Source organism: Clostridium sp. 1001283B150210_160208_E6, assembly GCF_015669365.1.
Taxonomy (GTDB): Bacteria; Bacillota; Clostridia; order Clostridiales; family Clostridiaceae; genus Clostridium; species Clostridium paraputrificum.
The window spans coordinates 412,742-427,658 of the sequence record NZ_JADPAA010000001.1 but is presented as its reverse complement, the minus strand read 5'-3'; the positions used below and the strand labels follow the sequence as shown (position 1 = coordinate 427,658).

Annotated in this window: 15 protein-coding genes; 12 read left to right on the top strand and 3 right to left on the bottom strand. The window is 26.9% G+C overall.

The window, feature by feature from the left end; genetic code table 11:
- The first annotated feature begins 37 nt into the window (after positions 1-37).
- The 5 genes from I4V16_RS02210 (at position 38) to I4V16_RS02190 (ending at position 3,035) form a co-directional block, all read left to right on the top strand.
- The gene (locus tag I4V16_RS02210; RefSeq protein ID WP_008676058.1) at positions 38-400 is read left to right on the top strand and encodes a hypothetical protein; all 363 of its coding nucleotides are present in this window, start codon (positions 38-40) and stop codon (positions 398-400) included.
- 514 nt (positions 401-914) lie between these two features.
- Positions 915-1,946 carry a helix-turn-helix transcriptional regulator gene (locus I4V16_RS02205; protein WP_027098076.1) on the top strand — a complete coding sequence of 344 codons (1,032 nt, stop codon included), beginning with the start codon at positions 915-917 and terminating at the stop codon, positions 1,944-1,946.
- 291 nt (positions 1,947-2,237) lie between these two features.
- Positions 2,238-2,444, top strand: coding sequence for a hypothetical protein (locus I4V16_RS02200; RefSeq protein WP_027098075.1), 207 nt, complete (start codon positions 2,238-2,240; stop codon positions 2,442-2,444).
- Positions 2,434-2,649, top strand: coding sequence for a helix-turn-helix transcriptional regulator (locus I4V16_RS02195; RefSeq protein ID WP_027098074.1), 216 nt, complete (start codon positions 2,434-2,436; stop codon positions 2,647-2,649). Before I4V16_RS02200 ends, I4V16_RS02195 begins: the two co-directional genes overlap by 11 nt.
- Positions 2,650-2,861: 212 nt before the next feature.
- Positions 2,862-3,035 (top strand): hypothetical protein, encoded by a 174-nt coding sequence (locus I4V16_RS02190; protein ID WP_155849294.1) that lies wholly within the window; start codon positions 2,862-2,864, stop codon positions 3,033-3,035.
- A gap of 196 nt (positions 3,036-3,231) precedes the next feature.
- Here the strand turns inward: I4V16_RS02190 and I4V16_RS02185 are convergent, their stop codons facing one another.
- Complete coding sequence (locus I4V16_RS02185) at positions 3,232-4,707, bottom strand: S41 family peptidase (protein WP_195541976.1); 1,476 nt, start codon at positions 4,705-4,707, stop codon at positions 3,232-3,234.
- Positions 4,708-5,259: 552 nt separating this feature from the next.
- Here I4V16_RS02185 and I4V16_RS02180 point away from each other — a divergent pair.
- The 3 genes from I4V16_RS02180 (at position 5,260) to bilS (ending at position 6,579) form a co-directional block, all read left to right on the top strand.
- The gene (locus tag I4V16_RS02180) at positions 5,260-5,454 is read left to right on the top strand and encodes a helix-turn-helix transcriptional regulator (protein ID WP_027098072.1); all 195 of its coding nucleotides are present in this window, start codon (positions 5,260-5,262) and stop codon (positions 5,452-5,454) included.
- A 2-nt stretch (positions 5,455-5,456) separates the two neighbouring features.
- Positions 5,457-5,942 carry a DUF6773 family protein gene (locus tag I4V16_RS02175; protein ID WP_049178828.1) on the top strand — a complete coding sequence of 162 codons (486 nt, stop codon included), beginning with the start codon at positions 5,457-5,459 and terminating at the stop codon, positions 5,940-5,942.
- A gap of 136 nt (positions 5,943-6,078) precedes the next feature.
- A complete protein-coding gene (gene bilS, locus I4V16_RS02170) occupies positions 6,079-6,579 on the top strand; it encodes a flavodoxin family protein BilS (protein WP_049178826.1) in 501 nt (166 codons plus the stop codon).
- A 58-nt stretch (positions 6,580-6,637) separates the two neighbouring features.
- Here bilS and I4V16_RS02165 read toward each other — a convergent pair whose 3' ends face one another.
- Positions 6,638-8,686, bottom strand: coding sequence for a family 16 glycosylhydrolase (locus I4V16_RS02165; protein WP_195966467.1), 2,049 nt, complete (start codon positions 8,684-8,686; stop codon positions 6,638-6,640).
- 364 nt (positions 8,687-9,050) lie between these two features.
- On the opposite strand from I4V16_RS02165, the gene I4V16_RS02160 reads away from it, so the two are divergent.
- The 3 genes from I4V16_RS02160 (at position 9,051) to lepB (ending at position 10,697) form a co-directional block, all read left to right on the top strand.
- Positions 9,051-9,590: a hypothetical protein gene (locus I4V16_RS02160; RefSeq protein ID WP_099330174.1), complete on the top strand. Its 540-nt coding sequence runs from the start codon at positions 9,051-9,053 to the stop codon at positions 9,588-9,590.
- 95 nt (positions 9,591-9,685) lie between these two features.
- Positions 9,686-9,886: a hypothetical protein gene (locus I4V16_RS02155; protein ID WP_195572839.1), complete on the top strand. Its 201-nt coding sequence runs from the start codon at positions 9,686-9,688 to the stop codon at positions 9,884-9,886.
- Positions 9,887-10,178: 292 nt separating this feature from the next.
- Positions 10,179-10,697, top strand: coding sequence for a signal peptidase I (gene lepB, locus I4V16_RS02150; protein ID WP_195966466.1), 519 nt, complete (start codon positions 10,179-10,181; stop codon positions 10,695-10,697).
- Positions 10,698-10,871: 174 nt separating this feature from the next.
- On the opposite strand, the gene I4V16_RS02145 is transcribed toward lepB, so the two are convergent.
- Complete coding sequence (locus I4V16_RS02145; RefSeq protein WP_195572833.1) at positions 10,872-11,711, bottom strand: AraC family transcriptional regulator; 840 nt, start codon at positions 11,709-11,711, stop codon at positions 10,872-10,874.
- Between the two features lie 182 nt (positions 11,712-11,893).
- Between I4V16_RS02145 and I4V16_RS02140 the strand changes: the two genes are divergently transcribed.
- Positions 11,894-14,917, top strand: coding sequence for a glycoside hydrolase family 2 TIM barrel-domain containing protein (locus I4V16_RS02140; protein WP_347707991.1), 3,024 nt, complete (start codon positions 11,894-11,896; stop codon positions 14,915-14,917).

Genomic DNA, 14,917 nt, shown 5'->3' with positions numbered 1-14,917 from the left:
ATTATTAACAATAAGTTTTTAGAAGGAATAATTAAGTATGAAAGTAAAACATTTTAAAGATGTAAATTTAATAAGTAAAGTACTATATGTTATTTCAATAATTATATTAGCATATACATTATTAACTATATATAATTCACATGTATATATATTATCACTTGTAGCATCAGGTAAGATTGTGGTAAGTAAAAGTATATTAGTGGTAATAACATATTACATTAATTCATCATTACCGTATGCATTTTATTCAATAGCAACATTTTCTATGGGATATATTATCAATGAATTAAATGTTAAAAGGGAAGTAGAAAAAGATATAAAAACTGATTTAGAAGACTTTAATAAATTAAATGAAGATGATAATGAATTAGAAGAATTAATAGAATATTTAAAAGATTAACTAGCTGTTAAGGATTAATTTAGAAAACTCTTGATATTCACTTGAGAAAGTTATTATGATGTTAGGGTAATGGGGCAAGATGGTAAGGGATAACTAAAGTAAGTTTTGAGAAGGAGTATCAGTTAAGGGTGCTCCTTCTTCTTTTAGGTTAAGAAGTTTTGGAGCAACTATGTTGAATTTGAACATTACTATATAGAATAATATGGGGATGTAGATCATAATTAAATTATAATTTTAAAAGTATATTAGAAAAGGAGAAAAGTAATGAGCAAGTTTACAACCTCACTTAACACCGATACGGAGAACCATACCATAAATAAGTGAGGTGATTTTTGTAAGTGAAAAAAATATATAATAAGCAAGAGTGTAGTATCTTTGTTGGAATATTAAAATAACTAACAGTTATTTTTTGTGAAAAAAATATGAAAACACTTCAATTGTTTAAAATAGATAGCTTTGATATTATTTAATTAACAAATTCAAACTTAATGGATGATATAAATAGGGGGCTATTATGAAAATAAATGAAGTAATTAGATATTATAGGAAAAAGGAAAATCTTACTCAAGAGCAAGTCGCTAATTATCTAAATATAAGTGCACCAGCAGTTAATAAATGGGAGAATGGAATATCATATCCAGATATAACTTTACTATCTTCTCTTGCACGCGTATTAAAAATTGATGTTAATACTTTATTGGAATTTAATAAGGAGTTAACAGACACAGAAGTGAAAGAAATTACAAAAGAGATAGGTGAAATAATATCCAAGGAAGGGTTTAAAAAAGGATTTGAAAGAAGCTGTGCTTTAATTAAACAATATCCCAATTGTGATGAGCTAACAATTGGGATATCAACAGTGTTAAGAATATATTTATTAGAACCTAGTATTGAGGATAAATATAAATATGAAACTAAAATTATTGAGTGGCTTGAACTTGTAGCATCAAGCAATAAAGAAAAAATAGCTTCTATGGCTAAACTAGACCTATCGGCAATATATAGAGAGAAAAAAGAATATAAGAAGGCTCAAGAAATATTAGATAAGATTCCAGAGATAGATATAGATAAAAAAATTCAGCAGGCATTATTATTTGAAAGTAGTGGAGAATATGAGAAAGCCTATAGCATTTATGAAAGTAAGTTATGGAAAGATTCTCATGAAGTATTTGGAATTTTATCTTTTATAATAAACCTATTATATAAAGAAAATAAATTTAACGAAGCAGAAGAGTATGTTGAGTTTTGTAAAAAGATTATTGAAGTATTTGAGTTTGGTGAATACTATAAATATCAATTAGACTTATCCTTAGCAAAAGAAAAACGTGATAAAGATAAAACTATAGAAATGATTATAAAAATAGTCAGTGAAGCAAATAGTATGAATAATTCTATGAAGTCAAAATTATATAGACATATGAAGTTTAATGTAAATTCAAGCATTAGTAAAGATAAATACGAGAAAATGGTGAAAGAGGCAATTAAGAAAGATAAGACTCTTGATTTTGTAAAAAATGATTCTAGGATAAAATCTATCTTATTATAAGTCCAAAGTTTATATGATTTTATAAATATAAAAAAAGATAAACGAGAAGTTTGTAAGTGGCGCTAATATACTATGAATTATAGAAACTAATAATAGTCGTTAACAAGTATACTTGGTATGATATGTTATAAATATAAAGTGCACTTGTAAAGGAGGATGATTATAGATAAAAATCAAATTTTAGAAAAGAGTAGAAAAGAAAATTTTCTAGGAGATGAGCGTCAAAAAAATACAGATAGACTAGCTATTGAATGAGGATATATAACTGGAACAATAGGATTTATATTTGTTATGTGTCTTTCCTTTCTTAAATCATATGATACATCTTCTGCAAAAGTAGTTTTAATAAGTATGGTAATAGGTAAATGTTTATACAGCTTTATAAAAAGTGATAGAAAACAATCATCTTTTGAAAAAGTAGCTATGATTTTAGTAATTCTAGAAAGAATTATTATGATTATAGTTTTTGTAGGAGATGCTCTTAGCAATGGAACGTAATCATAACTTAGAACTTAACAACAATTTAAAATCTATAAGAGCTGAAAAAGGTATGACACAGACTGATTTAGCAAATCGTGTTGGAGTTTCTAGGAATACAATAAGTTCTATTGAGACTGAGCAATTCAATCCAACAGCAAAGTTAGCATTAATATTATGTATTGCATTAGATAAAAAGTTTGAAGAAGTTTTTTATTTTGAATAGGAATCAATAAAATTTAGTTTATAGATAATTAAATTATGAAGTGAAAAATAAATGTTATGTTTAAAAATCGCAATGTTCAAATTGAATATGCGGTATTTTTTTGAAGTAATATGTGAAAAGTGGGACGGAAATGATCTTTGAAAATTGAACAGTACGGTATTTACAAAATATGTTATAATGAATTCGTAATGATAATAAAGGGAGAGATAATTATGGCAAAAAAAATTATTTATCCATTACTGATTGGTGCTGGAGTTGGGTTAATAGGATCATTTTTGTATGGAGATTTTACAACACCAATAAAAATAGGTGGTGTTGTTTTATCACTGTGTATATTAATTAGCGGAATGATTTTTAATTATAGAAGTAATCATGAAAATAAATAATAGAATTAAAAATAATATTATTTGTTATATACAAAAAGTTAAAATTTGAATTCATGAAATACCGTATTATTTAAAAAAATATACGGTATTTTTTAGTGCACAATTCTAAGAAATGTTGTAGTAATCTGATAAAAGAAGAGGCTTCCATTAGCAAGCCTCTTACTTCTGCTATCTCCAATAATTTTACATCTAAAACTTATTTTAAAGTTTTAGCAAATTTATATGTTCTATCTAGAATATCTTCTGTTCCAAGCCATATATCTGGTTCTAAGCCTTTACCTTCTTCTATTTCAAATGAACTATAATTATAGGCCTTTGTGCCAAAAGCACATACTATTTTAGTATTAGGCAATAAAAAACCAAGTTTGTCCATAATCTTTGTGGTTCCTGAAGAGTTAGTACCTATAAAAATTACATTTTTTACTGTTCTAAGATAAATTAATAAGCTTTCAGCAGAAGATGGAACAGTATTATCAACTAAAACTAATAGATAGTTATCATTATCTAGAATCTCATCTACTTCAGTGTATGGGACAATACTATTCATCTTTTCTTTAGAGTAGAAATCAGATATTCTCTTAACTTCATTACTATATTCTTCTTCTGAACACAAACCAAGATCATATGTTGTTTTTATTTCATTTAGATACATCTCTTTTATAAATTCAGTATACTTAAAGAAAATAGTACCATTTATTCCTATTTTATAATTAAAATAAGTTTCAAACCACTTACGTGCCTCAAGATCACTACCTCCTGAGCATCCTCTTAGATCTAAAATATTTACTCTATTATTCTTAATAGACTTTGTTTTGTTTAAAATATCATCCGATATTTTTTTCATACTATTTAGTTTTATATAGCCAATACTGCTATCTTTTATACTAGCATTTTTAACTGTGTTACTAGACTGTTCCAAATTAATAGAGATTGTTTTCTTATGGTTATTGTTAGAAATCAGAACCTCTAGCTGTTTATTCTCTAAAGATAAAATTCCTAATTCATAAGATAGTACTCCATTTTTATTTAAAGTATAGCGAATGTAATTTTCAATATTTTTGTCTTTATTTATACTTTCTATCTTATATTTTTTATTCTCAAAGTTCATGTAATATTCTTGGCCATCTTTTATTATAGGGTGGTCATTATAATAATAAGTATATTTTTCTTTAAATACAGGATTTTCATTAATTCTAAAGTGGTTGTCTTTTATAAAACTTAAGTTATTTATCAAAATAGTTTCTAAATCTTTTACAAGCAAATTATCATGATTATTAATTTCTTTTAGAATGTTATTTTTAGCTTTAGTGAATATTTCATCGCCACCAAATATTTCATAACCACCATAGCCAAACTTAAGTGCCTTAAAAAGTAAGTTTATATCTTCTTTGGCATCCTTTTTTAATACTACATTATTATCATAGTTATAATAATTTCTTGCTATATTCATATTATCTTTTGTTATAAACAAAGAATACATCTCTTCTTGAGACATATTACAAGAGGGCAATTTTATGGATTCATAAATAGAGTTCTTTGCTTCTTTAGCTTCTAACAATCTCTCACTATTAACTTGCTGAACAAATTCATAATTCTTGTTATCTTTATAATTTAAAATAACAAATAAAAACAAAGTAACTATTAAAGCAAATAACACTGTTTTTTTATTCATCAACTACATCTCCTTATCTTATAAGATTATTATACTATTTTTAGAACTAACAATTTAAATATATTAATTTAGATTTCATTTGTACGTATTACTTTAAGCATTAAGGAAAGAGAAGTTGTCATTTTATTTTTTAGTGATTTAGCAGCAATTTTAAAATCGTTTTTCTATAAATTTTACTTGGATAAATATATATTTAAGTGTTGTTTTAAATATATAAATGTATATTTATATAAATATATAGTAAAAATGCGGGGTTGAAGAACTGTGTCTGAGATAAATTCTAGAGAAATTTATTAGGAAATATGAAATTGAGACTATAAGAATGTGACCTCTGATACAAAAACAGGAGAATAAGTTACAACGTAATTAGACTGAAAAACTTGTAAAGATTAGCTTTTCCTTATTAGAAAATTTATATAAGGGGTGTGTTTATGGAACTAAAAAAGAGTGAGGAAAAGAGAATCATAAAAAATAAAATTACACAGCAAATGCAATATATAGTTTACATTTAACAATATATATATTACAATGTGCAATATAAGGAGGGTGTATATGAAAAATAAGAGAATGAAAATAGCACGTATAGAGTGTGATATGAAACAAGAAGATTTAGCAAAGGCTGTAGGTGTCACAAGGCAAACTATTGGATTAATTGAATCAGGAGATTATAACCCTACACTTAATCTTTGTGTATCAATATGTAAAGCACTTGGAAAAACATTAAACGATTTATTTTGGGAGGAATAGTAATGAAGAAAGAAATAGTTCAAGATGAAAGAGTTTTATCACAAAAAAGAAAAATTGGAAATGATGCCTTTCAAATAATTTTTTTAGGCTTATTTTTATCTATTTTTGTGCAATCATATATATTTAATGCTGATTTTTCACAATATGCAGTTGAGGTGATCCTACTTATAGTGGGTGCCTTGTATGTTATAGTAAGAAATATAACAGTTGGAAACAATATTTTTGAGTCTAATAAAGTAAATCAAAGATTTGTAATTATAAATAGTATTATTTGTGGAATCATAGTAGCTATTATAAATACTACTCTTAATTATATTAAATTCAGAGATTTATTCAAAAATGAGATGGGGGATATGTTACTTGCATCACTAATTACTTTTCTATGTGCATCAGCTTCAACATTTGTAGTTCTTCAAGGATTGTACTTTATAAATAAGAAAAAACAAATGAAAATTGATTCAAAGTTAGATGATGAAGAGGAGAAGTAATTAAATGAAAATTGAATAAAGCTATGCTAATTTAAATATGGAAAGTGTGGACATATGGGTGTATAATTGCGTTATTATATGGGTTAGATGCTTACTACATTACTTAATAAATTAGAATTTGAGGAGGAGAAGACGTATGAAAATAGCAATTATCTATGATAGCATAACAGGAAATACAAAGAAGATAGCAGAAGAGATAAAAAAAGAAATAAATGAATCAAATCTTGTTTATTTTGGAGAACCAGAAAAAGAAATTGAAGCAGACTTGTATATTGTAGGTTCTTGGACAGATAAAGGAATGTGTTCAAAGAAGATTACAGAATTTTTAAAGCAGTTAAAAAATAAAAAAATTGCTTATTTTGGAACAGCTGGCTTCGGAGGTTCCATTGAGTATTATGAAAAACTATATAATCGTGTAAAAGAAGTAATAGACAGTAGCAATACTATACTAGGATATTTTTATTGCCAAGGCAAAATGCCAATGAGTATTCGTGATAGATATGTGAAACTAATTACTGAAAATCCTGAAGATAAGAATATTCAAGTATCTATAGAAAATTTTGATGAAGCGTTACTACATCCAAACTATGATGATATAAGCAATGTTAAAAAGTGGATAGAAAGTATAATAAATTAATGCAAAAAGTAAAAAGCATTTTCTTAAATTTAAGAAAATGCTTTTTATTTTTAAGTATCTATTCTATTATTTTCTTTTTAGCTTTTTTACTGAATGAAAATATTGCTAATCCTCCAGATGCAACTAATATATAAAATAATAAATTTGTCTTAGAAGTATCACCTGTTTTAGGAAGGTCAGGTGTTTCAGTACCCGAAACATTATTATTGTTGCTGTTATTGTTATTATTAGGATTATCAGGAACTATAGGATCAGCAGGCTCAATAGGGGTAAGTGGAATTTCTTCATTTGAATTACGTTCTTTAATTGTTAAGTTTACGGCTTTCCTATCAAATTTATATTCTTCACTTGCTAATGGAACCATTGGACTATTTGGATCTTCTGGGTTTGAGCTTTCTAACTGCATGTTCTTTGGTAAAGCAGTGTAATATAATGTGTATTCACCAGCTGGTAACTTAGCTAAAGAATCTAAATCATTTTTTCCTGTACATAATAAGTCTACACTTGTAAGAGGATTATTAGATGTTGCATTTTGCTCTTTTTTATTAAATTGTGGTTGGTCAGTTATTGAAAAATCTACATCTCCATTTTCAGCAACTACATTTTCTAATATAGCATCTGTTTCACCTTCATAAATTGTTAAATCTTTATATCCACTTAATCTAGGAGCATCTTTATAATATGCTTCTGCATCAGCTTTTTGTTGTGGTGTTTGAGCATAGTATACATAATCAATTGCAAATTCAGTACCAGCTAAGCCTTCTGAAATTTCTCCTGGCCAAGCTCCTCCCATTGCTAAGTTAAATTGAATATATTGTGGTCTATCTAAACATTTTCTTGCAATTTCATCATTTGAATAATCAACTGATGAAACTATTTTATCATCAACATAGAAATCTAACTTTCCTTTTGACCAATCAATTCCAAAGATATGGTAGTCATCATAAAAGTCTTCATCTATTGTATAGCTTGTCCCTAAAAGTTTATGGTCAGTATTTGAATCTGGTTTATTTGATGTATGAATAGTTTGATATACAGTTTTGTTACCAGCTTGATTTTCTTCAGAACCTATTAGTTCCATGATGTCTATTTCTCCACAACGTGCCCATCCATATCCTTGCTTAGAACTTACGTCACCATCTAATGTAAAATCTGATCCAAGTGTCCAAAAGGCAGGGAACACAGATTTACCTTTAGGAAGTTTAGCTTTCATTTCAATACGTCCATATAAAAATTCTTGCTTACCATGAGTTCTAACACTTCCAGAATCATAAATTACTTTTCTATCATTATTTCTAGGGTTATTATATTGTAATTCTTTAGGTCTGTCTGTTGCTTTTAAAACTAATTCTCCATTGTCTCCATTCTTTCTTATAGAAACATTTTCTGGATCATTAACATAATGTTGTTGCTCAATTCCTCTAATAGAACCTAATTCATATTCCCAATTAGATAAATTTAAATTTTCATTATTAAAATCATCAGCCCATACAAAATCATATTTTTCTTTATCAATAGAATCCTTATATTCAACGCTTACATCATCAATATATGCTTCTGAATCCTTTAATGAAGCTGAAGCATTATCTTCCCAACGTCCAATACCTACTGCATATTTAGTTGTTGCATCTGTTGTAAATTCTAAAGAAACTTCTTGCCATTCATTATTTATTGCTGTTACTTTTTTATCTTTAAAATACTTAGCTTCAGAACTTCCTCCTTTTTTTACATCTAAAGTTACATAGCTATTTTCATCATCACTTAAAACCTTAACTTTTGCTTTTAATATATATGTTGTATTTGGTTTTAATGTAACGTCTTGCCATATATGTCCATTAGCATGAGGATCTGTAGTTTTTCCTAGTTTTCCATATTTGTTATTATCCTTGTCTGTTATAACAGAACTATTTTGTCCTACTATATTCCAATAGTTGTTTTCTTCTTGAAAATTACCATTCTTAATGAAGTTACTATTTTGTAAGTCTGCTAGTTCATATTGATGTTTTACTGTTGATGCTGATACTTCTTTAAGTGGTATATTTGTAATTAATCCTCCAACAATACCTGATAGAACTAATAAAGATAATGCTTTTTTATGTTTCTTCATAGTTAATCTCCTTTAAGCCATAGAATTTGTTAATAGTGTAGTAAAAGTATCTCTTTTATTAATAATATTTTATAATTTTTATTAATAAAATTCATTAAAAAACGCGTTAATTAATTATTTTATATAACCAATTATAAAGTATGATTGCTTTTATGTAAACCTATTCTTATAAAAAATATGTTAATTTTTATAAAAAACTATTAATATTGGCTGTAGCAATGGGAAACAATGGCTAGAATATGCAATAATAACTGTAGTTATTGCATTTATGTTAATTATTAAAGCAATTAGGACTTCATGAAAATTTATTATAGTAAATTTAAGTTTATAGAGTAGATAAAATAAAGATGAAGGGGGATAGATTGTGGGGATTGAGATGAGAAAAAGTAGGGAGATTTTAATAATTATACTAGTTATACTTATACCAATGTTACATGAATTTGGACATTTACTAGGATTTGTTATTGATGGAGTGCCAGCAACAATTAGTTATGGGATGACTATATCTGATAGAATAACGTTTTTAGGGGTGCTTGGGGGGACGTTTTTCAATGTTATATTAAGTATTATTTGCATAATCCTAATTTATATGGATAGTAAGAGAAGCAAACTTTGGGGGACTATAGGCTTAGCTTCTATAATATCTAGATTGTTTAATTGCATTATAATTTTCTTTATTGGAATAGGATTTAATACTACAATCTTGGAAAATAATGATGAAGGACAGTTAGCAATTTTAATGGGTACTAATGTTACCTTTCAATATATTGTTTTTATTGGGATTTATGCTGCTTTAACATTAGTAATAATAAAATTAATTGGAGATAATAAGCTAATTAGAAAGCTGAATTTTAGGCTAATAGGGTATAATTTAATTTTAACATTGTATTTGATTTTTAATTAGTTAGTAAAGATGGTAGGGGAAGGTTATATTGTGATGTGAGCTGTGGTATAATTACTCAAAAATAACTAATAAATTTAAAATTTGGAGGGTTAGCTATGAGAAAATGTTTAAGATGTGGCGAAACAATGAGTGAAGGTTATATGTTAAAGACAGAGAATATTACTGCACAAGCATCAGTTATGTTAGGTAAAGGAACTGGAATTTTTTCTGATACCAAAGGAAAAGTAAAGGCTGCTGTATGTAGTAATTGTGGTGAAATATCTCTTTATTTTGATAAAATAGAGAAAATAGAATAGAAAGCTTTAGAAGAATCCTGATGGCAGGGTTCTTTTTTATATACTTGTGAATGTGTAGATATTATGACCTAAATGATCTTTGAAAATTGAATAATAGGAAATTTACAAAATATGTTATAATTAATACGTAATTGTATTATATATTTTATTATTTAAAATTGAAAAAGGGGGCATAAACAATGAAAGAGTATTCCTTTATTGATTTAATTAAATATCTTATTTTCCTAATTCCTATATTCTATGTGCTTGGTATTATAGTAATGTTCTTTATTCGATGCTGGGGGTATTTCCTATGAAAGAGTATTTAAGAAAAAAGCAACTAAATAAAGCACTGTTTATATTAATTATTAGTTTATTTTCTTTAGCTTCCTTTATGCTTGGGGGGGGAACAATTCTAAAGTTAGGGGTATATTCATCTGTAATTAACGGTTCTTCAATGGAAAAAACATTTTCTGATGGTACTAAAATTTTAGTTGTAAATGCTTCTATAGGAGAAATAAAAAGAGGTGACTTAGTTTCTGTTGGGGTAGAAGACCCTATTTATGGATATTGTCACTATGCCAAAAGAATAATAGGGTTACCTAATGAAACCATAAATATAAAAGAAAAAAATGTATATATAGATGATAATATTTTAGAAGAACCATATGCATATTATAGGGAGGAAAGTGTTGATGATTTTACATTTAAATTAGGTGAAAACCAATATTTCATTATGGGTGATAATAGAAGTAATAGTTACGATTCAAGGGGTATTGGTCCTATTGATAAAGATGACATAGTATCAATTATATGGAAATATAAAGAGTGATGAATACTTTTTCCACTTAAGAAAAAGAGGCTTGCGTATACAAGCCTCTTATTTTTTTATATATCGGAAAGTATAAAATTTTAATTAGCTATCTCACATTTTATATTAAGCTACAACAAGTTTAGGTACTTGTCTTTGTAATAACTGAGCTGAATACTTACCAGTTAACAAAATCTATAATTTCTTATTTTTTTGATGGCTTTTTCTATATTTTGAAGCTGACATAGAAAAGTGTTTAGAAAAAATTTTAGAAAACAATAAGGGGTCACTGTAGCCAACCTTATTTGCAATTTCTGCAATAGATAAACTAGTTTCTTTTAATAATATTGAGGACTTATACATTCTAATATTAATCAAATAACTTTGAGTAGATTCACCTAAATGTTTAATAAACATCTTATATAAATAACTTCTACTTAAGTTTACATGATCAGCTACTTCTTGTACTGTTATTGGGTTCATATAATTATTATTTATAAATTTAGTAGCCTCTTGGATATAAGTATGAGTTAGATTGTTATCATATTTAAAAGCCTTAGGAAATTCTGATGATATGTAGTATAAAAGTAGATGTAATTTACTTAATAGTAATATATCATCAGAGGAAGTTTGATCATATTTCTTTGAAATATTACACATATCAATTATCAGATTAGGAATTTTCGATTTTTTACTAAAGTTAATAACGCATGAATCTATGATTGAAGTTCTTTTTAGATATTCATTTAAACTTTGTCCGCTAAATCCTATCCAATAATACTTCCAAGGATCATCAATAGAAGGGATATATTCTACATTCATATCTTTTAATAGAATAAAACCATCCCCCTTTTTTAATGTATAAATTTTATCATTAATCTTAAAGGTCCCACTACCTTTAGAAATATAATGTATAACAGCATTTTTTTCTACTTTATAATTATAACCAGCCCCAGGGGTGCCTTGTTCAATTCCACATTCATCTAAATTTGCTTCAAAATTATTACTTTTATATTTATTCCATAAAATTTGCATCTTTTTACCTCCAGGAAATAATTTGGAAACATTATAACATATTTTAGCGCTATAATTCTATGTAAACGTAAATATTTATCAATTATAATATAAATGTATTTAAGTAAGCGCTTTCTTAAAACAAAAATATATGTTTATGATGACTTTTCATAATCTATATATTTGAAGAAAGGTGGGTAAAGGTGTTATTAAATTCATATCATGAAAATATTTCTTTTTTACATGTAAATATGATGCCTAGACGAAGTTATTATGTTCCATTTGAAAGTGTTAATGAATCACTTAAAGAGATTAGTAGAGATAATCAAAAGAGTTTTAAATCACTAAATGGTACTTGGAACTTTAAGTACTTCAATAGCTTAGGAAATATTAATATTGATAATCTTTTAAATAATAAAAATGAAAATTTTGACTTAATAAAAGTTCCTTCTGTTTGGCAAATGCAGGGGTATGATAATCATCAGTATACAAACGTTAAATATCCTATCGGTTTTAATCCACCATTTGTGCCAAATAATAATCCATGTGGGTTTTATATAAGGGATTTTGAAATAGATGATTTCTCTAAGGATAAGGATTACCACTTGAACTTTGAAGGAGTAGATTCATGCTTTTATATTTGGTTAAATGGTAAGTTTATTGGATATAGCCAGATTTCTCATAGTATTTCAGAGTTTGATATAACACAAGAAATATTAGAAGGAAAAAATACAATGGCAGTACTTGTTTTAAAGTGGTGTGATGGTACTTATTTTGAGGATCAGGACAAGTTTAGAATGTCTGGTATTTTTAGAGATGTATATATTTTGGAGAGAGCTAAGCCAAGAATTGTAGATTATAAAATAGATACTGATATTAACTTAGAAAATAAAATAGGATTTTTAAATTTCAAAGTTACAGACAAGGTAAATAATCCTAATATTACTTATAGTTTATTAAATCCTAAAGGTGAAGTTATTCAGTCAGGCCTTATAAATAATGATTATGTTACTTTAAAAATAGAGGATGTTGAACTTTGGAATCCTGAAGAACCATTATTATACACTTTATTAATTAAGACAGAGGATGAAGTTATTAAAGAAAAAGTTGGAATGAGAGTAATTTCAGTTGAAGATAGTGTTTTAAAGCTAAATGGAGTAAATGTGAAATTACGTGGTGTAAATCATCATGATAGCCATCCTTTAAATGGATATGTTATGACAGAAGAGGATTTACTTTTAGATTTAAGGCTAATGAAACAATATAACTTTAATTCAATTAGAACAGCTCATTATCCCAAATCACCAATTTTTTATGAAATGTGCGATGAGTATGGATTCCTAGTTATCAGTGAAGCAGATATTGAAACTCATGGTGTAGTTGAATTATATGGCCTTGGATATCTTGAAAACTATAATATGATAGCAAATGATCCTATTTATGAAAAAGTTATAGAAGATAGAATTGAGGCTTCTATTATTCCTTATAAAAATAGACCATGTATTTTTATGTGGTCAGTTGGTAATGAATCAGGTTTTGGGTGTAATTTTGAGAAAGGGTTAATAAGAGCTAGAGAGTTAGATAACACTAGGTTATTACATTATGAAGGTGCATTTTATGCTGATAAAAATAGAGAAAATGACTTTAGCAATATAGATGTTATAAGTAGAATGTATCCTAGCATTGATGAAATAAAAGAGTATTTCAACAAGGGGATAGATAAGCCATTTATATTATGTGAATATGCACATGCAATGGGAAATGGTCCTGGTGGATTAAAAGAATATGATGAATTAATTCAAGATCATAAAGAATTTGCAGGGGTCTATGTATGGGAATGGTGCGATCATGCTATAGATATGGGAAAAAGTAAAGATGGCAAAACAATGTATGGCTATGGTGGTGATTTTGGAGAAATATCTCATGATGGAAACTTCTGTGTTGATGGATTGGTATATCCAAATCGTGTTCCTCATACAGGACTTTTGGAATATCAAAACATTAATAGACCAATAAGGCTAATTGAGGTAGATGAAGTTAATAAAAAAGTTAAGCTTAAAAATACGATGGATTTCAAGGATATAGGTAACTTTTTAAAGGTTAAATATAAGCTTTTTTCTGATGGAAATGTTATTAGTGACAAAGAATTGCTTATTGATACTTTAAAATCTAAGGAAGAAAAATGGTATTCTTTAGATTTGCCAGAAATACCAAATACAATTGTAACTATATTATTTGAATACATTGTAAAAGCTGATTTTCTATTATATAAAGAAGGCTTGAAATTAGGACATGACCAAATAGTTTGGTCAAATAATGTGAAAAGTCTTAAATCTTTTGAAAGTATTACAGAAGTAAAAAGTTGTGAAGAAGTATTTATAGTGAATGAAAGTGCAGAAGAAATAAATATAGTCAATGGAGATTTTAACTATATTTATGATAGAAACACTGCATTATTCAAATTAATAGAAAATAAAAAATGTAGATTTATTGAAGATTCTATGAAGTTTAAAGTATGGCGTGCTCCTACTGACAATGATAGAAAAATAAAATTTCAGTGGATAGAAGCTGGCTTTAATAACTTAGAGTCAAGAGTATACAAAACTACAATAGAAAATAAAGAAAGTTCTATAACAATTACCAGTCATTTGAGTTTGATTCCTATATACCGTGAGAAAGTATTAGATATTGTAATTAAGTGGATTATATTACCAAATGGTTTGATAAAATCTGAGATTGATGCAGTTAAAAATGTTAATTCACCTTTCTTACCAAGGTTTGGAGTTGAAATTAAATTAGATAAATCTTATGAGAATTTAAGTTATTTTGGGTTAGGACCTTATGAGAATTATCAAGATAAACATTATGCTAGTTATTTAGGAAGATTTAATTCAAGTGTTTCAAAAATCCATGAAGACTATATTCGTCCACAGGAAAATGGAAGCAGAAGTTTATGTAAAGAAGTTGAAATCTATAATGAAAATTCAAGTATTTATGTAGCGTCACAGGATGATTTCAGTTTTAATGTATCTCATTTTTCAACTGAAGAATTAACAAATAAAAAGCATAACTTTGAATTAGTTGAAGATGATGCAACCTATTTAATAATTGACTACAAACAAAGTGGAATTGGGTCTAATAGCTGTGGTCCAGAATTAGATCATAAATACAGATTAAATGAAAAATCTATGAAGTTTAATTTCTATTTAAAGTTTGAAGAAAGGTAA